The 21,145-nt window shown below is 60.1% G+C and carries 14 protein-coding genes; 5 read left to right on the top strand and 9 right to left on the bottom strand.

Translation table 11 applies throughout. The features are described 5' to 3' along the window. Positions 1-26: 26 nt before the first annotated feature. The 3 genes from ACWIKB_RS05100 to ACWIKB_RS05090 all read left to right on the top strand — a co-directional run bounded on the left by ACWIKB_RS05100 (position 27) and on the right by ACWIKB_RS05090 (position 2,537). Positions 27-1,373 carry a cation:proton antiporter gene (locus ACWIKB_RS05100; RefSeq protein ID WP_475265616.1) on the top strand — a complete coding sequence of 449 codons (1,347 nt, stop codon included), beginning with the start codon at positions 27-29 and terminating at the stop codon, positions 1,371-1,373. Between the two features lie 72 nt (positions 1,374-1,445). Continuing rightward, entirely contained in the window at positions 1,446-1,802 is a 357-nt protein-coding gene (locus tag ACWIKB_RS05095) for a hypothetical protein (protein ID WP_475265615.1), read from the top strand. Between the two features lie 258 nt (positions 1,803-2,060). Next, a complete protein-coding gene (locus tag ACWIKB_RS05090) occupies positions 2,061-2,537 on the top strand; it encodes a hemerythrin domain-containing protein (protein WP_475265614.1) in 477 nt (158 codons plus the stop codon). Positions 2,538-2,708: 171 nt separating this feature from the next. Here ACWIKB_RS05090 and ACWIKB_RS05085 read toward each other — a convergent pair whose 3' ends face one another. Both ACWIKB_RS05085 and ACWIKB_RS05080 read right to left on the bottom strand, forming a co-directional pair. Then, complete coding sequence (locus ACWIKB_RS05085; RefSeq protein WP_475265613.1) at positions 2,709-3,245, bottom strand: hypothetical protein; 537 nt, start codon at positions 3,243-3,245, stop codon at positions 2,709-2,711. Positions 3,246-3,328: 83 nt separating this feature from the next. Next, positions 3,329-5,251 (bottom strand): hybrid sensor histidine kinase/response regulator, encoded by a 1,923-nt coding sequence (locus ACWIKB_RS05080; protein ID WP_475265612.1) that lies wholly within the window; start codon positions 5,249-5,251, stop codon positions 3,329-3,331. Between the two features lie 156 nt (positions 5,252-5,407). Between ACWIKB_RS05080 and ACWIKB_RS05075 the strand changes: the two genes are divergently transcribed. Next, positions 5,408-6,181 (top strand): type 1 glutamine amidotransferase domain-containing protein, encoded by a 774-nt coding sequence (locus ACWIKB_RS05075; RefSeq protein ID WP_475265611.1) that lies wholly within the window; start codon positions 5,408-5,410, stop codon positions 6,179-6,181. Here the strand turns inward: ACWIKB_RS05075 and ACWIKB_RS05070 are convergent. Both ACWIKB_RS05070 and ACWIKB_RS05065 read right to left on the bottom strand, forming a co-directional pair. Continuing rightward, entirely contained in the window at positions 6,087-8,399 is a 2,313-nt protein-coding gene (locus ACWIKB_RS05070) for an ATP-dependent DNA helicase (RefSeq protein WP_475265610.1), read from the bottom strand. The two genes, ACWIKB_RS05075 and ACWIKB_RS05070, sit on opposite strands and share 95 nt — an antisense overlap. Further along, on the bottom strand, positions 8,396-10,048 hold the full coding sequence (locus ACWIKB_RS05065; protein ID WP_475265609.1) for a VRR-NUC domain-containing protein: 1,653 nt from the start codon (positions 10,046-10,048) through the stop codon (positions 8,396-8,398). Before ACWIKB_RS05065 ends, ACWIKB_RS05070 begins: the two co-directional genes overlap by 4 nt. Positions 10,049-10,262: 214 nt before the next feature. Here ACWIKB_RS05065 and ACWIKB_RS05060 point away from each other — a divergent pair, with 214 nt between their 5' ends. Further along, positions 10,263-10,487, top strand: a complete 225-nt coding sequence (locus ACWIKB_RS05060; RefSeq protein WP_054046026.1) for a YgdI/YgdR family lipoprotein — start codon at positions 10,263-10,265, stop codon at positions 10,485-10,487. Positions 10,488-10,593: 106 nt separating this feature from the next. On the opposite strand, the gene ACWIKB_RS05055 is transcribed toward ACWIKB_RS05060, so the two are convergent. From ACWIKB_RS05055 to eprS, 5 genes are all read right to left on the bottom strand, one after another. Beyond that, the gene (locus ACWIKB_RS05055) at positions 10,594-10,959 is read right to left on the bottom strand and encodes a hypothetical protein (RefSeq protein WP_475265608.1); all 366 of its coding nucleotides are present in this window, start codon (positions 10,957-10,959) and stop codon (positions 10,594-10,596) included. A 265-nt stretch (positions 10,960-11,224) separates the two neighbouring features. Next, positions 11,225-13,078: a polyurethane esterase gene (locus tag ACWIKB_RS05050; protein WP_475265607.1), complete on the bottom strand. Its 1,854-nt coding sequence runs from the start codon at positions 13,076-13,078 to the stop codon at positions 11,225-11,227. Positions 13,079-13,178: 100 nt separating this feature from the next. After that, on the bottom strand, positions 13,179-14,882 hold the full coding sequence (locus tag ACWIKB_RS05045; protein ID WP_475265606.1) for a polyurethane esterase: 1,704 nt from the start codon (positions 14,880-14,882) through the stop codon (positions 13,179-13,181). Between the two features lie 23 nt (positions 14,883-14,905). Then, entirely contained in the window at positions 14,906-17,977 is a 3,072-nt protein-coding gene (locus tag ACWIKB_RS05040) for an autotransporter domain-containing protein (protein WP_475265605.1), read from the bottom strand. A 202-nt stretch (positions 17,978-18,179) separates the two neighbouring features. Then, the gene (eprS, locus tag ACWIKB_RS05035; protein WP_475265604.1) at positions 18,180-21,137 is read right to left on the bottom strand and encodes an autotransporter serine peptidase EprS; all 2,958 of its coding nucleotides are present in this window, start codon (positions 21,135-21,137) and stop codon (positions 18,180-18,182) included. Positions 21,138-21,145: the final 8 nt, after the last annotated feature.

Genomic DNA, 21,145 nt, shown 5'->3' with positions numbered 1-21,145 from the left:
ATGTACTCATCCAGCGAGCGTCCGGCATGAGCTTCACTGTATGGGTAGCGGTGTTGGGTGCGGTGCTGCTGACGCTGGCGCTGACCTCGTCGTTTTTGCGCTGGATGCCGGTGACCACCTCGGCAGTCTGTCTGGCGCTGGGGGTGGCCATCGGTCCGGCAGGCATGGGCTTGCTCAAGCTGGACATCAAGGATGCAGCAAACTGGATGGAGCACCTGACGGAAGTCGCGGTGCTCTTTTCGCTGTTTGTCTGCGGGTTGAAGTTGCGTCTGCCGCTCAGGGATCGCAAGTGGCGGGTTGCGTTCGGGCTTGCGGGCCCTGTGATGCTGTTGAGCATTACCGGCGTGTGTCTGTTGCTGCATTACGGCTTTGGCCTGGCGTGGGGGCCATCCATGCTGATCGGCGCGATCCTGGCGCCGACTGATCCGGTATTAGCGGCGCTGGTGCAGGTCAACGATGCCAAGGATTACGATTCGGTGCGTTTCGGGCTCTCTGGCGAGGCCGGCCTGAACGACGGGGTCGCGTTTCCTTTCGTCATCCTCGGTTTGTTGGTTTTGCAACAGAGCGGCAACTCCAGCGCCTGGCTCGATGACTGGGCCTTGAAGAGTCTGCTGTGGGCCGTTCCCGCCGGTTTGCTGACCGGTTACTGGATGGGCCACGGCATCGGTCGCGCGACGTTGTCGATGCGTATCCGTAATGCCGACAGCACCTTCTCCCCCAATGATTACCTGACCCTGGCGCTGATCGCCCTGGCCTATGTTGCGGCCGAATCAATTCACGGCTACGGCTTTTTGTCGGTGTTCGCCGCAGGTCTGGGGCTGCGCCAGGCCGAGGTCAAATCCACTGGCGACACCCAGACCCCGGCCGAACATCTGGTGCAGCCGGTGGTCGGTCATCAGAACGTCGAGCCCGAGGCGGCGGTGCATGGCGACGTCGACAACCTGGAAGACACCCAGGTCGCGGCTGGCATCATGATGGGCGACATGCTGTCCTTCGGTAGCCTGGTGGAACGGGCCATGGAAGTGTTTCTAGTGACCTTGCTCGGGGTGGTGCTGGTGGCGCACTGGGACTGGCGGGGGCTGGTGATCGCGGCGGTGCTGTTCTGCGTAATTCGGCCTTTGAGCGTGTGGCTCATCCCTTGGGGGCGATTGCTTGACGGGCGGCAACGCGCCTTGATCGGCTGGTTCGGGATTCGCGGTATCGGCAGTTTTTACTACCTGTTCTACGCCTTGAACCACGATCTGCCTCCGTCCGTGGCGACCTTATGTACTGACCTGACGCTGTCAGTGGTGGCATTGAGCATTCTGATCCATGGCGTCAGCACTCAGCCGATGCTGGCGTGGTACGAGCGAAAAAACCATCCAGAAACCTGATTGATTTTTACGATAGCAACCTATGCACCCATCCATTTTACAGCCTGAAAATAATGAAATTCCTAAGGGGGCATGCAGTCACAACAGTATCCAGCCCTTGTGGCTACTCCAAAAAAAGAGGTGAACGCTATGCAGTACTACTCGGCTCCGGTCCACCCACAAGCATGCCGCGACTTCGCACTCGAATGTAATCGTCAATTGTTCGAGGACGCGCATCAGTTGAGCCGGGAGGCCTTTGAACTGCTGGAGAAAGCCGAGCTGGATGCCGAGTTGTTCACCGAATACCAGGCCCTGCGTCTGAAGGTTGATATGAAATTTCAGGAGGCGATCGATCACCTGCGGTTGATCGAAGAAGAGTTCCCATCGCCGGAGACCCTGGCGTTGCTGCGCTCGAAATCTGCTGGCGAGGGTTTTGATTCACGAGCTTGAGCCTTAAAAAAAGATCGCCGTCTTCTGCTGGAAAAGCCGAAGGCGGCGATCTTTTTTTGCGCCGCGATTTGCACTGAGCAACACCGTCAATTCATGCACCTTGCATGGCAAAAATCCCTTACAGACAAATTAACCTATTGTTTTTTATTGGATTTTATCCTGAATGAAATCAGGCACAGGAAATGCTCTTGCACTGTAAGCGACTGACGGCAACCCGATCGTCTGCGCTGCCCAGTGATTAAACCAAGAGGTTCGACCATGAACGCCATTGACCTGTTGAAAGCCGACCACGAACGCGTAAAAGGCATCCTCGGCCAGTTGAGTGAGTCCACAGAGCGCGCCGTCAAAAAACGCACGGAGTTGATCGCCAAACTGGAAATGGAGATCGCCATCCATACCCGTCTGGAAGAGGAAGTGCTCTACCCCGCCTACAAGAAGGCCGGTGGCAAAGAACAGGAAATCATGTACTACGAAGCCAAGGAAGAACACCGGACCGTAGACTCCCTGGTATTGCCGGACCTGAAAACCACCGACCCTTCGACCCCCGAGTTCTCGGGCCGGGTGAAAGTGGTCAAGGAACTGTTGGAGCACCACATCGAGGAAGAAGAAACCGAGATGTTCCCGCAGGCCAAGAAGCTGCTGGGTAAAGCCACGCTCGATGAGTTGGGGCAGCAGATGGAAATGCTCAAGGTCCAGTACAAGAAAGAAATGACGGCGGCCAATCTGGCGGCTTGATGCTTGCAGCACTCAACCATGGCAAGGGAGATCGCTGTGGTGAAGGGGCTTGCTGTGGCGAGGGAGCTTGCTCCCGTTGGACTGCGCAGCAGTCCCTTCTGTTAGGGCCGCTTCGCAGCCCAGCGGGAGCAAGCTCCCTCGCCACAAAAACCTTCCCCACCAATATTTATCTCAACCCCCAGGATTAGTGACCTGGATGTAGAACGAGTAACTGCCCAGCAGCATCCAGAACGTCGCAAAGATCCACGGCGTGCGCACGGAGAACAACAGCGATTTGCGATAGCCCTTGTGGCTCGATTCTGTTTCAGCGAACAGCGGCGACTCATCGTAAGCCAGCCCCATCAACGGTTCGCTGCTCAGCAACTGGCTTTGCTTGAAGTGCCAGTGATCGATGATGTCATACGCCGCACGAATCCCCGGCCAGGCATTCAACGAACTGAGTACCCCCAGCAATGCCAGAAAGGGTGGCACCACCAGAGTAAACAACTTGCCCCATTCCGGATTGAGATTGGACATGCAGGACGCGAAGGCAATCACCAAGAACGATTGCGCTGCCAGATAGGCGTCGGTGCGGTTGGCCAGGATGCTGGTTTCGTACTGGATCTCCCGGCGATAGAAGTCCAGGCGTTCCTTGGGCGAACCGAACATCTTGGCGTTGTGTTCGGTCAGGGCTTCTTCAGCATTGGTTTCGGTCAGGATTCTTGGCACGGCGCTTACACACAGAGTGGAAAGCGTTTAGAAGAAGCCTGCGCAGGCAAAGTTCAGCCGGATTGTCTCAGGCTGACCCCCGATCACTTCATCGCCTGGGAGATGATCTCCACCAGATTCAGTTGGGTAAAGGGTTTGGACAAGCGCGGAAGTTCAGTGACGAAACCTTCCAGGCGCTCGGCGTAACCGGTGGCCAGAACGATCGGCAGGTTTGGCTTCAAATTCCGGATCGCCTGCGCCAGTTGCGCGCCATTCATGTGCGGCATGGCCATGTCGGTGATGACCAGGTCGATGGCCTGGCCGCTTTCGAACGCTTCCAGGGCCTGCGCACCGGATGCCGCACTGATAACCCGATGCCCCAGGTCCTCGAGCAGCAGGCTGGTACTGGTCAGCACCAGACTGTCGTCATCCACCACCAGCACGCTGAGCCCCGGTATCGGGGATATATCCGGCATCTCGATAGCCGGTTTGGCCACTGCGCCGGGTGTGGCGACGGGCAACCAGAGTTCGGCCGTCGTGCCGACGTCCTTCTGGCTTTTGAGAATGAAACATCCGCCCAGTTGCGCGATAAAGCCGTGAACCATCGACAACCCCAGCCCGGTGCCTTTGCCCACTCCTTTGGTGGTGAAGAAAGGATCCGTCGCCGACGCCAGCGTGGCCTGGTCCATGCCTTCCCCGGTATCGGTGATACTCAGGCAAACATACCGACCGACCGGCAAGGATGACCGGGCCGGATCGCTGACCGTCTCGCTCCTGGCATTGATTACAATCTTTCCGCCGTTGGGCATGGCATCGCGGGCGTTGGTCGCCAGATTCAGCACGGCCAGTTCGAGTTGATTAACGTCGGCCGACGCAAGTTCGAGGTCAGGGGCGAAGCGGGTTTCGAGATTCACTGAAGGCCCCAAAGAGCTACGCAACAGCCCGGTGATGCCTTGAATCAGGGCCGGGATCTCGACGGATTCGGTCTTGAGTTCCTGACGCCTGGCGAATGCCAGCATACGCTGGGTCAGGGAAACACCGCGCAAGGCACCCTGGGTGGCGTTGTCCAGCAAGCGCACGATTTTCGGATCGTCCGACACGCGTTTGCGCACGATCTCAAGGTTGCCGAGGATCACCGTCAACAGGTTATTGAAGTCATGGGCAATCCCGCCGCTGAGCTGACCGATGGCCTGCATCTTTTGCGCCTGGAACAGTGCTTCACGGGTTTGCTCAAGGGCCTGCTGTGCTCTTGTCACTTCGGTGATATCGCGGGTGATCTTGGCGAAACCAAGCAGCGTCCCCGTCTCCCCCCAGATCGGGTCCACCACGACATGGGCCAGAAACTGAGTCCCGTCCTTGCGCAGGCGCCAGGCTTTGTTTTCGAATCGACCTTCGCGCGCAGCAGTGTCCAGTGCCCGTTGCGGTTCGCCGGCCTCACGGTCTGCCGGGGTGTAAAACATCGAAAAATGCTTGCCGATGACTTCTTCGGGCCGGTAACCCTTGATGCGCTGGGCGCCAAGGTTCCAGTTAGTCAGGTGACCGTCCGGGGAGAGCATGTAGATGGCGTAGTCGGTGACACTCTGAACCAGCAAACGAAACTGTTGCTCGCTCTGCTTGAGGGTTTCTTCGGCCATTTTGCGGTCGGTCAGGTCCCGGGTGATCTTGGCGAACCCCAGTAACGTGCCCGACGTGTCGATAATCGGGTCGATCACCACATGGGACCAGAACAGCGTCCCGTCCTTGCGCACCCGCCAGCCTTCGCCCTCGAAACGACCTTCCGTCCTTGCCGTATCCAGCGCACGCTGGGGCAAACCGGCCAGACGATCGGCTTCGGTATAGAAGCGCGAGAAATGCTGGCCGAGAATCTCCGCCTCTTCATAACCCTTGAAACGTCGGGCGCCGGCGTTCCAGCTGGTGATGATGCCATCGGGGTCGATCATGTAGATCGCGTAATCCACCACGGAATCGATCAGCTGACGAAAACGGCTGTCCTCGATAGCCCTAGTTTTGGTCCGATCACCGCTCATTGATCATTCTCGACATTTTGATTTTTGCAGTATGCGACAAACCAAAGGATAGGACAGCCGTAATAACCCGACCTTGGAATGTTGTAGTGGAGTGGCGGTTACAGAACACCTATTCTCGATGCAACCTGCCACTTGCGGCCAAGGAAACTGTCCTCAATGATTCTGATCCTGTTGCCGACCCGAGATTACGATCCGACTGAAAGCAGCGTGCCCTGGCAGGCCATGCGCCAGGCCGGGATCGAGGTGCGTTTCGCAACGCCCGAAGGGACACCCGCCTACGCCGACCCGCGTTTGGTGGACAGCGGTTTCGGCCTGCTGAACCCGCTCCTGATGACGCGCAAACCTGACCTCGCCAGCTACGCTCGAATGATTGAGGACGAAGCGTTTCGCCAGCCATTGGCCTACGCCGATGTCGACCCGGCACAATTCAGCGGGCTGCTGATTCCCGGCGGTCACGCCCAAGGCATGCGCAGCCTGCTGGAGTCCGGCCAGGCCCGACGCATTGCCCGGCACTTTTTCAAGACCGACAAACCGGTGGCCGCGGTTTGCCATGGCGTGCTGTTGCTGGCCCGTACCCTTGACCCTGACACCGGGCGCCCGGTCATCGATGGGTACAAAGTCACGGCCCTGGTGGCCAGCACCATGGAACTGCCAGCCTGGATCATCACCGCACTGTGGCTGGGACGCTATTACCGGACTTACCGGCAAACCGTCGAAGCCGAAGTGCGCGCAGCCCTGGGCAAACCTGCGGATTTCCAGCGCGGTCCGTGGGTGTCCACACGCGATTCGGCGGACAAGCCACAACACGGCTTCGTGGTCCGTGACAGGCAGTTGCTCACCGCGCGCTGGCCGGGAGACTGTCATCGTTTTGCAAGTGAATGGGTGCAAATGCTGAGCGAACAGACCACCAGCGCGGCAGCAATTGCTTGACCTTGCTGTCGCCAAACCGGTCATCGATCAGCATCACTACGCCCTGATCCTGCTGGGTGCGGATCACCCGTCCGGCGGCCTGCACCACTTTCTGCACGCCGGGATAGAGGTAGGTGTAGTCATAACCGGCGCCGAAAATCGCCGCCATGCGGTGTTTCATTTGTTCGTTGACCGGGTTCAGTTGTGCCAGCCCCAGGGTGGCAATGAAGGCGCCGATCAGCCGCGCACCGGGCAAGTCGATGCCTTCGCCAAACGCCCCACCGAGCACCGCGAAGCCAACGCCTTGGCTGTGTGCGGTGAATTGGTCGAGGAAGTCCTGGCGCTGACGCTCGGCCATGCCCCGCGATTGCGACCACAAGGTGATGTGCGGATGCCGCTCGGCCAGCAACTGCGCCACTTGCTGCAGATAATCGAAGCTGCTGAAAAACGCCAGGTAGTTGCCGGGACGCTCGGTGAATTGTCGGGCGATCAGTTCGACAATCGGCTCAAGGGAGGCCTGACGGTGAACGAACCGGGTCGAGATCTGGCTGACAATGCTGACCTGCAACTGATCCGCGTGAAACGGCGACTCCACATCGATCCATACGGTGTTCGCCGGGGTGCCCAGCAGGTCGGCGTAATAATGCCGAGGGCTCAGGGTCGCGGAGAACAACACGGTACTGCGCGCCGCTGTCAGGCGTGGGCGGATGAACCCGGCGGGCACCACATTGCGCAGGCACAGCTGCGACAGGTTGCGTTTGCGCTCAAGGTCGCGCTTGCTGATGTCGAACAGGAACTGCTCATCGAACAGCTCCGCCACCCGGCCAAACTGCAAGATGTCGAAGTAGAAATTCTGTAAGGCGCTGTCCAGTCCTTGGGGATGATCGTTGAGGTAGTCGCCGATGCTCGCGCTGCACGATGACAAGGCCTGGAGAAGTTTTTCCGGGGCCTTGTCGTAAGCCTGATAGGCGCCGAGCTGCAAGTCATGCAAGGCACTCCATTCACGATTGACCCGCTGCAAGGATTTCTTCAGCGGTTCCGGCGCGGTTTTGCGCACGGCGTTAAGGGTCGCCTGATCGAGGCTGGCGCTGTACATCTGCCGACCGCGCTCCACCAGGTTGTGGGCTTCATCCACCAACACCGCGACCCGCCAGTTGTTGGCCTGGGCCAGGCCGAATAGCAAGGCGCTGAAATCGAAATAGTAGTTGTAGTCGGCGACCACCACGTCCGCCCAGCGGGCCATTTCCTGGCTCAAGTAATACGGGCAAACGTTGTGTTCCAGCGCCACTTCACGCAACGCGCTCTGGTTCAACAGGCTCACCTGACTGGCAGCCTGACGCGCGGCGGGCAAACGATCGTAGAAGCCTTGGGCCAACGGACAGGATTCGCCGTGGCAAGCCTTGTCCGGGTGCTCACAGGCCTTGTCCCGGGCGATCATCTCCAGAATGCGCAACGGCGGTGCATCCGCGCTATCGAGGATCACCTGCGTCGCGTCCAGCGCCAGTTTGCGTCCCGGGGTTTTCGCCGTGAGGAAGAACACCTTGTCCAGTTGCTGCGGCGCCAACGCCTTGAGCATCGGGAACAACGTGCCGACGGTCTTGCCGATCCCAGTGGGCGCTTGCGCCATCAGGCAGCGGCCAGTGCTGACGGCTTTGAACACCGATTCGGCCAGGTGCCGTTGCCCCGGACGAAACCCGGCATGGGGAAACTTCAATACTTGAGCCGCTTGGTTGCGGGCGTCGCGGTGGACCATTTCCTGCTCGGCCCACTGCAGGAATAACTGGCAATGGTGTTCGAAGAACGCCTCCAGTTCAGCGGCACTGAAAGCCTCGACCAGACAGGTTTCCTTTTCGCTGACGATGTCGAAATACACCAGCGCCAGGTTGATCTGTGCCAGTTGCAGCTTCTGGCACATCAGCCAGCCGTAGACCTTGGCCTGGGCCCAATGCAACTGGCGATGGTTGGCCGGTTGTTTGCTCAGATCGCCACGGTAGGTTTTGACTTCTTCCAGGCAGTTTTGCGCCGGGTCGTAGCCGTCCGCCCTGCCCCTGACGTTCAGCGTTTGATACAGCCCCTCCAGCGCCACTTCGCTCTGATAGCTGTCGCTGCGGCGTGACGCGACCGTGCGATGGCCGACTATGCCTTCCAGCGCAGTGGGCGATGGCGTGAAGCGCAGGTCCAGGTCACCGACCTTGGCGGTGAACTCACACAACGCCCGCACCGCAATGCTATAGCTCAAGCGCTCTGCTCCGCCCATTGCACGTAGCAGACGGCAATCGGCATCTGGTGTTCGTGGCAGAACTCCAGCCAGCGCAGTTGATTGTCTTGCAGGCGATCGCCGGGGCCTTTGACTTCAATCATGCGGTAGGTCTTGTCCTGCGGCCAGAACTGGATCAGGTCCGGCATGCCGGCACGATTGGCCTTGATGTCGAGCAACAGCCGGGTGAACCAGTGCTTGAGGTGCTCGGCCGGCAGGCAGTCCAGCGCCTGATCAAGCAGTTCCTCAGTCAGCGCGCCCCAGAACACGAACGGCGACTGCACACCCCATTTGGCCGCGTAACGCTCGCGGATGGTCTGGCGATAATGTCCGTCATCCAGCTCGGCGAGGCAGCCCCGGAACAATTCGGCGCGGCGATCGTGAAAGTCTTCATTGAGCAAATCCACCGGCCCACGCTGGAACGGGTGGAAAAACGCCCCCGGCAACGGTGCGAAGATCGCCGGCCAGCAGAGCAAACCGAACAAGGAGTTGATCAGGCTGTTCTCGACGTAATGCACCGGCGCCGCGTCTTCGGCCAGGTGCGCCTGCACGTAATACTCCACCGACAGCGCCAGATCGGTGCGGGGTAGTTGCAGGTCCAGACGCTGCATGGCCCGAGGGGCCGCGCGTTTCATCGGTGGCCCGCCCAATTTGCGCCGCAGCCGTGGCAGTACTCGCAACAACTTCTGCTGTTCGGTGGCGCTTTCCGGCGACTGCTCGGCGATAGTCGCCAGCTCCAGCGCCAGCGCGTATTCAGCGCAACGCTCCAACACCCGGATCAGCCGCAAACGCGCGCCAGGATAAGCGCATTCACGGTAGATGCTCAGGGCATTGGGAAAATCCGCGATGCGTTCGCAGTGCTGACCGATCTGGAACAACAACTTGCCCCGACGGCGTTGCAGCCAGGGATTGATCAGGACCAATGCGTTGATCTGCTCAACAACGGCCGCCACCGCTTCACCAGTTTCGAATCGCTGCTGACACTCGTGCAGGAACACGCAGGCGTCCACGTCCTCGCGACTACGCAAACCTCGGGATTCGGCGCAGAACTCGACTTTTTCATAGGTGAAGATGCCAAGGTCTGCCAGCACGAACTCCGACCAGTCCTGGTAAAGGTTGCCGAAGAACATCAAGCGCAACCGGTCGCACAGGCCCATGATGGTCAGGCTGAACAAGCGGTCATCCAGCGACGGGCACCACTGTTGGAAGCTGCGGGGGTCGGGAAACTGCTCGCTCAGCAGCGGCAGCCAATCGGTCTTCTTGCCTTTGGGCTGCTCGATGGCATGGCCCAGGCATTGAAGGATCTCGGCCTTGAGCAATGCGTCGAACACGTCCTCTATGAAAAGTGGCGACTGCTCATCGATCCAGCCCAGTTCCAGCAGCGGGCCGGCAGCGCTGGCGATATCGCCGATCTCGACGTAATGCAGCTTGCCAGCCCTGAAATGCAGGCCCTTGCGCATCACCATCCGCACCAGCAATGCCCGGGACTCGCGAGGCAGCCGGTTGAATTCGCCAATGAAATGCTGCTCTTCCGGGCTCAATACGTCGGCATAACGCTGCTCAAGCCAATCAAGCACTTGCATGAAGTTGTTCAGGTAATAGAACGGATCGTCGAGCGGGTTTGCAGTCACAGGAAATAAGGGCCATGGCGAGCGAGTACTGGTTATGCGTACAGATACCAGCTACGCCCTGTTCGGGCAAACGGAAAAAGATAGGCGGCGACACTAATCGGGCATTTTTCGGGTAGTGATCGAACTTTCTACCGATCCATGGCACCAAACGCCATAGAGCACAGTGCTGACTGAAGCTGTCACACTGATTTTTTCAGCATCATGAGAGGTATGTATGAATATCAAGACCCTGGGCCTGCCCCTGGCCGTAGCAGCCTTTCTGGCTCTGGCCGGTTGCTCGACGCCGACGGTGGTGACCCTGCAGAACGGCACCCAGTATTTGACCAAGGACATGCCGAAAACCAAGACCAAGGATGGTTTTTATGAATTCGAAGATATTTCCGGGGCGAAAGTGAAGGTCAATGCCAATGATGTGGCGACGGTCCGCAAGGAGGACTGAAGACCGCATTATCGTTCTTCGCGGGCAAGCCTCGCTCCCACAATGGATCGCGGTCTAATGTGGGAGCGAGCCTGCTCGCGAAAGGGCCATTACAAACGCTGCAAAACTACGGCATCCCCGGAACGCTGGTATCGCAGACGACATAGCGGTCACCACGCTTGATCATCTCCGCCCGCAGCTTCTGGCAACGGTCGTATTCCTGTTGTACTGAATTATCGATGCTGATGTTACCGGTCACTTCCGGCTTTTTCCCGTCACCGATGCGGATCGTGGCCCAGGGCTGTTCCGGCTGGACATGAAAGAGGCTTTTCTCTTCGAGGGGTTCTTTGGTTTCAATCGCTGCCGGTTTCGGCAACTCATCAGGTGTCATGCCATAACGGCTCAAAATCGAGTTGTGCGGCAATTCTGCAGCGGCGCTCGCCGATAACACGGCCAAGGCCAACCCCAAGACAACCCTCTTGCTGTTACTCACGTTGCTGAATCTCCTGTACTCAATGGCGGCATGCCGCTGTGCGTTTCGACATAACGCACAAGTGGGCGGATGCTTTAGTGCCGGTTCCTGTTGGTGCAGGTGTTTGAGTCCAGGAATGACTTTCGAGTCACGGTGACAGGCAGGTTTACCGCGTTATCGTTCTTCGCGGGCAAGCCTCGCTCCTACAGGGGATCTGCGTCGTGCACAAACTGTGTGACCGACGCGATCCCTTGTAGGAGCGAGGCTTGCCCGCGAAGGGGCCCTATCAGGCGATCACAATCCCTGAGCCAGACAAACTCTCCAACCCAACCCCCACTAACGTCACCGAATCCCCGCCAAACGTCAGCACCGTGTCATGCCCGACTGCCGTGGCATGCGCCCGGTAATCATCGTTCGGCGCCACCCCTTGAACCCCGAGAAACACCAGTTTGTCGCTGGCCTGATAGCCCACCACTTTGTCCTGGCCAAACGCGCCGGTGAACAGGAAGGTATTGACCCCTCCCCCCGACTCCATCAGGTCATTGCCTGCGCCACCGACAAACACATCGTTGCCTTTGCCGCCGATCAAATGGTCATTGCCGTCCAGGCCAAACAACCAGTCACCGCTCGCATGTGCGGTCAACGTATCAGCCCCCGCACCGCCCTTCACCGTCGAGGCGTACTGGGTCAGGTTGTTGCCGACTTTCAGGCCGTCAGCCGTCACGCTGTGGGTCACGTCGTCCTTGAACACACCCCACAGGAACGCCGGTTCCTTGGTGATGATGTTGCCGATGTCGCGGGTGATGCTGATCCCGCCATTGGCATCCTTCACGTAGAGGTTGCCGACACCGTCATTGGCAAACACAAAGTTCTTCACTGACTGCTGCAAGTCCAGCACGTTGTTGCCCTTGCCGCCGAGCAGGATGTTGTAGCCGCCGCCGTCGCGGAAAGTGTCGTTGCCATCCCGGCCTTCGAGGTAATCGTTGCCCTGCCCGCCCTGGATCAGGTCGTTGCCGTCGCTGCCGATGATGAACGTACTGCCCTTGTGGGTTTCGGCGTTGCGGTTCAAATCCTGGACCCAGGTGTTGGCCTTCGCCGGGTCCGAAAGGTTGGCAACGATAATGGTCGAGTCTTTGCTGGTGAGGTCGTAGAACTTCGACTCGATCACCCGGTTCATGCCGTCGCCATAAGCGGTCGGCAAATGCGAAATCCAGGTCGGGACGTTAAGAATCGAAAACGGCAGCACGTTCCACGCCGTCGAGGCGTAATGATCGTTGAAGCTGACGATGTTGTCGGTCGTCGAGGCCTTGGCCGCATCGTGCACGCCCACGGACGCCAGGTTGAAAGTCGAGCCGTCGAGGGCCCGGAACACTGGGTCGTTTTCATAACCGACGTTCAGCACTTTATCGTTGCTGCTTTGAGTCGGTGAGGCATAAGCGATGTAGTTCGAGTCCTTGTAGAAGCCGCCCCACTTGTCATTGCTCAGGTCTGCCGCACTGTTGACTGCCAACCCGCCCAGGCTATGGCCGCTGAACAGCACGTCCTTGCCCGACAGCCCATTGGCACTGGCAAACGCCGCGACATTGCCGAGCAGTTTGCCGAAGGCCTCGCCGACGTAGTTCTTGGCGTAATCCTTGGGTCCCAATGCGGCCAGCAGGTCGTTGATCGCGTCGCCGATGGAGTCACCGATCAGGATTTCCCGCGGGCCGCTGGTGCCGCGGAAAGAAACTCCGATTTCCGTGAGATGACCCTGAGCGTCGTACTTGCCGAGAATCTCGACTTGCGCGCTGGTGAACCCGGCCTTCTCTCCGTAAAACGTTCCCCGTGCGTCGGTCTTGCCGTCATAGCCCAACTGCGAGGCTGTGATCGGCGTCCATCCAGCTTTTTGCACGGCTTGCAGCGCGAGTTTTTCGGAATCGGGGTTCCACGGAACACCAGGGATGACGCCTTGGGAATCAGTGCCCCCGATCAGCGCGGTGACCAACGTCGCCGGCAACCCGAGGCCGAAGCCATTGTGCTGATAACCGGCGGCAAAGCCGTTATCGAGGTTGTGATAGGAGTACAGCGTGATGGCCATGGCGTCGCTGAACAACGCCTTGGATTCTGCTGTGCTGAAGTTCTTGTAGTCATACACACCCATTGAAATTGCCTCTCTCTTTGTTGGAATTGTCAGAGATAGCTCACAACCAGGACGCCTCACTGACAAGGCGCCCCGGAGCATTCAGTGCATGCAGCTTTTGTTACGCGAAAGTGATGGTTGAAGCCGACAGGTTATCCAGCCCGACACCGACCAGGGTTACGGCAAAATCGCCAATCTTGAGCACCGTGTCATGGCCGGACTGGGTTGCATGTTGCTTGTAGTCATAGCCCTGCCCCGCACCCTGGACACCCAGGAACAGCAGTTTGTCGCTGCCCTGGTAGCCATTGATCGTGTCGAAACCAAAAGCACCGCTGAACAGAAACGTATTGTTGCCAGCGCCCGACGCATGCATCACGTCGTTGCCCGCGCCGCCAACGAAGGTGACGTGGCTTTTGTCGCTGCGCAGCAGGTCATCGCCGGCATTGCCGAACAACCAGTCGCCATCGACGGTGGCTGCCAGGGTGTTGCCGTAGGCATCGCCGTTGAGCGAGTGGTTGTAGTGAGTCAGCTCACTGCCGTTGAGTAGGCCGTTGGCGCTGACGCTGTAGGTGATCTCCTTGCTGGTCATGCCCCACCAGCCGCTCGACTCCTTGCTTACCAGCGCGCCAATGTCGCGGGTCAGGCTGATGCCGCCGTAGGCGTCGCGCACATACAGCGTGCCGTCGCCGTCGTTGGCAAAACTGAAGTTCTGCAACGGTTTTTGCAGCTCGAAGGTGTTGCTGCCCTTGCCGCCTAGCAGGATGTTGTAGCCCCCGTCATCGCGGAACCGGTCATTGCCGTCCCGGCCCTCGATGAAGTCATTGCCGGCACCGCCCTTGAGCAAATCATTGCTATCGGTGCCGATAATGAAGGTGCTGCCGGTGTGCGGCTCGCCGCTGCGGCCCAGGTCCTCGACCCAGGTTTTGCCCCGGGAATCGACCGCCAGATTGGAGACGATCAGCGTCGAATCCTTGCTGGTGAGGTCGTAGAACTTCGAGTCGATCACCCGGTTCAAACCGTCGGCATAGCCCAGCGAACCATGGGCCGACCAGCTCAGCGGGTTAAGGATGCTGAACGGCGTCAGGTTCTGCGCGGTGGACGCGTAGTGGTCATTGAAGTTGACGATATTGTTGGTCGCCGACGCCTGATAACCATCGTGCTTGCCCACCGATCCGCTGCTGAAGGTAGTGCCATCCAGCGCCCGAAACACCGGGTCGTTTTCGTAGCCGATGTTCAACACGTTGGTCGCGACGCTCTGGGTCGGCGAAGCGAAGGCCACGTAGTTGGCATCCTTGAAGAAACCGCCCCAGTTGCCGCCGCTCAACTCCGCCACGCTGTTGACTCCCAGGCCGCCGAGGCTGTGGCCGCTGATCAACACGTCCTTGGCGCTGACGCCATGGGCAATGGCAAACGCCGCAACGTCCTTGAGCAAGGTGTCGAACGCGTTTTTGGCGTAGTTCTTCGCGTAGTCAACCGGGCCGACTGCCGCCAGCAGGTTGTTCTTGATGTCGCCGAAGGTGTCGCTGTAGCCCAGGCCACCGGTGCCGCGAAACGCCACGCCGATGCCGATCAACTTGCCGGCCGCGTCATACTTGCCGAGCACTTCGGCTTCGGCGCTGGTGTACCCGTCCTTCTCGCCAAAGAACGAACCTTGCGCACTGACCTTGCCCTGATAACCCAGCGCCGTTGCGCCAATCGGCGCCCACCCGGTGGCGGGCAATGGCTGGCCCGTCGGCGTGTAGGCGTAAAGCGTCAGGGCGATGGCATCGCTGTACAACGCCTTGCCGGCCGTACTGCCGGCATTTTTGTAATCAAACAGTCCCATGTTTTTGCTTCCTTAGCGTTAAATCAGAACTGCCAGTCCAGGGTCAGGCCCACGCCGTGGTCCTTCTCGTTGGAACCCAGCAGTCCGTTGTAATCCAGGTTCAGGCGGGTCGCTTTGTTCAAGGCCAACCCGGCGCGCAGGCCGATCACGGCGGCATCGCGATCCATCGACACGCTCTGCACGTTGAACCCGGTGCTGCCGTTGGCGAACGCCAGGTGCTGATCGGTATCGACGCTGCTCAAGTTGTGCTGCCAGCCGAGGCTGCCAGACAGTTCGAGTTGTTTCTGGTCGGACAGCGCAATGGTTTTGCCCGCCCGCAGACCGAGGGTCGAGAGCACCGCGTCGCGATTGTCTTCACCGCTCTTGAGCGCGGCGGCATCACCCTTCTCGGTGAAGCTGTCGCTGTTCAAGTGCACGTAGGCCAGTTTGGCGAACGGTTCCAGGGCCAGGGGTTGCAGGTCCAAACGATAAGCCGCTTCGGTGAACACCTGCGCAGTGGTCGCATCGTGTTTGGTTTTCTGCTTGCCGCTGACATCGGCGAATTGCAGGTCACGTTTCGCATCAATGCGATGCCAGCTGTAGGCACCACCGACGCTCAGGCGCAGCGCATCGATTTCATGCCCCAGGTACGCACCCAAGTGGTAGCTGTCGACATCTGCCGACGAATGCGTGCCATCGCCCATGCTCAACGAGCTGTTGCTATAACCGGTAACGAAACCGAGACGGGTTTCTTCAGCAATCAAGCCATCGCCGCCCACCAGTAAGCCGCCGATTGAGCTGTTGGAACTGGCGTTGTCATTGCCGCCATCGCTCTTGCCCCAGGCGCCGAGGACTTTGACCCACAGATTGCTTTTGTCGTCGGTCGGCGCACCGGCGTCGAACAGATCACGTTCACGCAGACGATCGCTGACCGCGTCACGCAGGTAACGGCTGTCGTTGATCAGCATCGTGCCGATGGCCGGATGAATCTCGCCGGACAGTTGCTGGAATGCTTGCTGGGCGACGGCTGCGGTCGGCGACAACAGCAGGGTTTCGTACAGCGCATTGCCCGCACCCAATTGCTCGGCGGCAGCGGCCACCGCGCGTTGATTCGGGGTTTGGCCGACATCGCTGAAGGACGTTGCGTTACGCTCTACCGCCAGTTGAATACCGTTGGCCGAATAGTCGAGGGCGCCGCCGATAAACAAGTAGTTCGGCAACACTGCACCGAATTGGCCCTGGATGCCGCCCGCCGCTTGCAGGATGTTGTACTGATGGCCGAGCAGGGTTTGCGTCTCGGCGGTGGTCAGCAAGGTCGGGCTGTTTTCCAGAGACAGGCTGACGGTGGCGCCATCGATCACCGCCTTGCCACCCGCGACGATCTGGTCGCTGCTGGTGGGTGACAGTTCCACGGCGTAGGTCGAGCCTGGCTCGAAGACCACGTCGCCGGCCACTTGCAAGGTGCCGATGGAATTGCCAGGTGCCACGGTGCCGCCGCTTTTCGCGGTCAGGGCGCCGATGCGGCCGTTACCGCCGAGGATGCCACTGTCATTGACAGTGACCGCCGACTGCAGCGAACCATTGATCGCCAGTCGACCTTGATTGACCAGGGTCGGACCGGTGTAAGTGTTGGCACCAGTCATCACCAGCGTGCCGATGCCCTGCTTGGTCAGGCCGCCATGGCCAGAAATGTCGTTGCTCCAGGTGTCGAGCCCGCAGTGCACGTCGTTGCACACACGCTCGGTGGGTTTGCCGGCGTCGACAATCGCGCCGATGCCCGGCAGGTCCGCGACAAACTGGGTGGAACCGTAGGCGCCCTGGATGCGGAACTCTTCGGGGATGTCTTGCTCGGTGACGAACATCGCCGGGCCATTGATGCCTTTGCCCAGGTTGATCATGCCCCAGCCGTACAACGCGTCGACACCCGGCGCGCCGAGGTCGGTAGCAGTGGTCCGCAATACGCTGGCGACCTGTGCGCCGGTCATGTACGGGAAGCGTTCCATCAACACCGCCATGGAGCCGGCCACGTGAGGCGCCGCCATCGAGGTGCCGTTGTAGTTGGCGTAGCCGGTGCCGAGGTTATCGGCGCTGGTGCCGGTGATGATCGAGCTATAGATTTTGCTGCCCGGTGCCGACACGCAGTAACTCGCGGTGTAGCCGCAGCGCGATGAGAACACGCTGATGTTGTAGATATCGGCGCTTGTCAGGTCCGGGTTCTTTTGCAGTGCCGCCACAGTGATCCAGTTCGGCGCGATGTCCGGCACGAAATACGCCAGGCCCGCGATGGCATCCGGGTTGTTGAGGTTGTAGTCGTTACCGGCGGCGAAGATCGTGACGATGCCGCTGCGGGCCGCCGCGATGGCGCCGTCATAGGCGCCGCCCGGTTTAGTGCCGAGCAAGGGCTGGATTTCGTTGAACTGCAACTGCGCGTCTTGCACGGTGAAGTGCGGGTACGCCGGGTTTCGGCCACCGAGGTCGAAACGATCGGTAATACCAATGCCCCAGCTGTTGTTGATGATCCGCGCGCCGCTGGCGATCAGCGCATCCCAACCGGCCTTGTAGACCGCGCCGTCGTTGCCGCGAATGATCCCGTCCTCGGGGCCCGGGTCACCGTTGTCGGCACTGATGATCTGCGCGCCAAACGCCACGCCGTGCATCGGCCCGCCATCGCGGCTGCCGGCGGCAATCCCGCCGACGTGGGTGCCGTGGGCGCCGAGCTTGCCGTCGGAACCAACCGAGGGTGCGCCGTCATAGCGGAACGCATCCCCGGCTTTGACCGGGATGTAGGGGTCGGTGTATTCGCGGATGCCGCTGGTGACCAGGTTGATCACCTTGTTGGTGCCGGAGAATTCCGGGTGTTGGGCGTAGACCGGCTGGTCGAAGATCCCCAGTTTCACGCCTTTACCGGTGTAACCGGCGGCGTAGGCTTGTTGGGCATTGATCGCGCCCACGCCCCAATCGGCGTTGAATTCAGCGCTGCGCCAACTGTTGGGATCACCGAGTTTGCCGTTTTCCACGTAAGGCGCGGCGTGGGCGGTGCCCAGGCTGGCCAGGGCGCAGAGCACGGCGAAGTTGAGGGTTTTCAAAGCAAACTTGTTGTTGTTTACAACAGTCATCCAGCTACCTTCCTTAGTTGTGTTGCCAAAATCCGTATGGCCATGCGCCTGGTTTTACCTGTGGGAGCGGGCTTGCTCGCGAAGGCGGTTTTACATCCAACATCTTCGTTGGCTGACACACCGCCTTCGCGAGCAAGCCCGCTCCCACAGGGGGATCTATGCAGCCGGGTGATCCAGTCCGGCGCAGCCACTGTTTAATGTCTTAAAACTGCCAATTGAGGCTCAGCCCCACTCCGTGGCTTTTTTCGCGGCTGGCCAGTTGGCCGGTGTAATCGAGATTCAGTCGGATGTCGCGGCTCAGGGCCAGGCTGGCATGGGCGCCGACCAACGCGGCATCGCGCACCAGCGGCGAACTTTCCACCGAGAACGCTGTGCCGCCGCTGGCGAACGCCAAATGTTGTTCGGAATCGACGCTGCTCAAGTTGTGCTGCCAGCCGAGGCTGCCGCTCAGGTCCAGTTGCTGCTGGCCGGACAGGTTCACGGTTTTCAATGCCCGCAGGCCCAACGTGCCGAGCACTGCATCGCGGGTGTCGCCATGGCTTTTCAGCGCGGCGGCATCGCCTTTTTCGGTGAAGCCGTCGGTGTCGAGGTGCACGTAGGCCAGGTTGGCGAACGGTTCCAGCGCCACAGGTTGCAGGTTGAGGCGATACGCCGCTTCGCCGAACACCTGAGTCGTGGCCGCATCAACCTTGGCTTTCTGCTTGGCACTGACGTCGCCGTATTGCAGATCACGCTTCACATCCGCGCGATGCCAGCTGTAGGCACCGCCCGCGCTCAGGCGCCAGGCACCCAATTCGTGGCCGGCATACGCGCCCAGGTGATAGCTGTCGACCTGCGCCGAGGAATGCGTGCCCGAGCCCATGTTGACCGAGCTGTCGCTGTAACCGGCGACCAGGCCGATCCTGGTCTGCTCATCCACTGCGCCATCGACACCCGCCAACAGACCACCAATCGAGGTGGTGTAGCCCGCCGTGTCGTGGCGATCATCGGTCTTGCCCCAAGCCCCGAGGGCCTTGATCCAGCCGTTGCTTTGCGCACCTTTGGCGTCGTTGAGGCGTTCACCCACGGCATCACGCAGGTAACGGCTGTCGTTGATCAACACCGAGCCCAGCGCCGGGTAGATTTCCCCGGACAACTGCTGGAACGCCTGTTGTGCCGAACTGGCGGACGCCGACAGCAGCAGGCTTTCGTACACCGGATTGCCCGCGCCCAGCCCTTCCACGGCGCTGGCCACGGAGCGCTGGTTCGGGGTCTGGCCGACGCTGGCAAAACTCGTGGCGTTGCGCTCAACGCTCAGCCCGATACCCGTCGCGGAATAATCGAGGCTGCCGCCGATAAACAGGTAGTTGGGCAACACCGCACCGAACTGCCCCTGGATGCCGCCGGCCGCTTGCAGGATGTCGTACTGATGACCGAGCAGGCTTTGCACTTGTTGAGCGCTGAGCAAGGTCGGACTGTTTTCCAGGGACAGGCTCACGGTCGCACCGCTGACCGTGGCCGTGCCGCCGGCGACAATCCGGTCGCTGCTGGTGGGCGACAGTTCCACGGCGTAGGTCGAGCCGGGTGCGAACGTCACATCACCGCTGACTTGCAAGGTGCCAATGGAATTGCCCGGGGCCACCGTCGCGCCCGAGTTGGCCGTCAATGCGCCGATGCGTCCGGAACCGCCGAGGGTGCCGCTGTCATTCACGGTCACGCTGGAGGCCAGTGAACCGTTTACCGCCAGCAGACCGCCATTGACCGTGGTCGGCCCGCGATAGGTGCTGTCGCCGGTGAGCATCAAGCGTCCGGCACCGGATTTGATCAGGCTGCCTTCATAGACGCGGGTGGCCGCTGCGGTATCCCGCGCCATGCCTACTGCATAGTCAGTCTGATCCTGCTGACTGGCGCCGACTGCCAGGCCGTTTTCCCAGCCTTTATCCTTCAGGGTTTGTTGCCAGGCGCTGTGTTCGGCGGCGTCTTCGGACTGACGCTGGATCAACGCTTTGTCGCTGATGCCGTTGCTCCAGACATCGCTCTGTCCAGCCCCCAGATTGGCATCGAACGCGCCGAGCAGTTGCCCCGGCCCATGCATTGCCCGGTCGAGGTTGGCAACGCCCCAGCCGACCTGCGTGTTCGGTGCATCGGTGATCGAACCATCGAGTTGGGTTGCGGTGGTCAACAGCACTTGCAACGCCTGCTGGTTGTTCATGTACGGGTAGCGTTCCATCACCAGCGCCAGGGCTCCCGTGGCGTGAGGCGCGGACATGGAGGTGCCGGACTTGATCGCGTAACCACCACCGGGGATGGTGCTGTCGATCTTCGCGCCGGGGGTGGTGATGCACCAGTATTTGGCGATCCCGCACTGGTTGTACTTTTGCTGGTTGCCTTGATCCAGCCCCGAGACCGCCAGCCAGTGACCTTCAAGGTCTGGTTGGAAGTACGGCAGCGCCGAACGCACGCTGGCGTTGGGGTAACCGCTGTTGCCGGCGCTGAAGACGTTAATCACGCCGCGACGGGAAACGTCGGCGGCGGCATCCAGCCAGGTGCCTTTGTTGAAGTGCTGGGCGTAGGCCGCGTGCAGATCGTCGAGAGTGCGGTAGCTGACACCCGGCGGCTGGCTGCCCCAACTGTTGTTGATCGCGCGCACACCGGCATCCGCCAGCGCGTCGTATGCTGCTTTGAAATAGCGCGGATCGGGGCTGGGGCCGAACAGGAAACTGTCGGTCTTGTTGGTGTTGGCCACATAGAGTTGCGCGTTGTACGCCACGCCGTGCATGCCGGTGCCATCGCGGGAGGCACCGATAGTGCCGGCGACGTGAGTACCGTGGGAGTCGTTGTTGGCATTGAGCGTACCGTTGACGTTGAACGGCGTGCCATCGACGTAATTGCCGCTGGCCGTGACCCCGTGATAACGGTCGGTGGCGAACTCGGGGTGGGCGGAATCGAAGCCGGAATCCAGCTCACCGATTTTCACGCCGTTACCGGTGATGCCAGCAGCGTAGGCTTGATCGGCCTGCATACGGGCAAGCCCCCAATCACGTTGGAACTCAGCCGAACGCCAACTGGCGGCGTCGCCAGGTTTGCCGGTTTCAAGGTATTGAGCCTGGGCTGCCTGAGAAATTGCACAAATCAGGAGCAATAGCGTGCCGACCGAAATCGGCTTGATCTGAACGTCCATGTCTTTCT

It is taken from the genome of Pseudomonas sp. 5Vm1k (assembly GCF_056161485.1).
Note: the sequence above shows the minus strand (reverse complement) of the source record. Positions and strands in the feature narration are given on the sequence as shown.